The sequence below is a fragment of the Microbispora siamensis genome (assembly GCF_016863095.1).
Classification (GTDB): Bacteria; Actinomycetota; Actinomycetes; order Streptosporangiales; family Streptosporangiaceae; genus Microbispora; species Microbispora siamensis.
Map to the genome: position 1 here is coordinate 1 of NZ_BOOF01000146.1, position 557 is coordinate 557.

Here is a 557-nt window from a genome sequence, read left to right on the forward strand (position 1 = left end):
TGCAAGCCGACGCCGACGCCCGCGGCGACATTGATTGGCTGGTCGCGGTGGACTCCACCATCGTCCGAGCCCATCAGCACGCGGCGGGGGCGAAAAAGGGGGACCAGGCGCCGACTCGCCATCCGATCACGCCCTCGGCCGATCCCGCGGCGGACTGACCAGCAAGATCCACCTCGCCTGTGACGGACGCGGCCGGCCGCTGGCGTTCCTGGTGACCGGCGGAAACGTCAACGACTGCACTCGCTTGCAGCAGGTGCTGCAGGCGATCCGTGTTCCCCGCCTCGGTCGGGGCCGGCCCCGTACTCGCCCCAACCACGTGGTGGCCGACAAGGGATACAGTTCCCGCGCCATCCGCATCTACCTGCGACGGCGCGGGATCAACCACACCATCCCCGAGCGGGCCGACCAAGTCGCCGGCCGCGCCAGGCGGGGCAGCAGGGGCGGCCGTCCACCGATCTTCGACCCTCAGACCTACAAGCGCCGCAACGTGGTCGAGCGCTGCTTCAACCAGCTCAAACAGTTCCGCGCCCTGGCCACCCGCTACGACAAGACCGCCA

The 557-nt window shown here is 69.7% G+C and carries 1 pseudogene; it reads left to right on the forward strand.

The features are described from left to right. Positions 1-557: pseudogene (locus tag Msi02_RS42855) on the forward strand (IS5 family transposase); the annotation flags it as partial.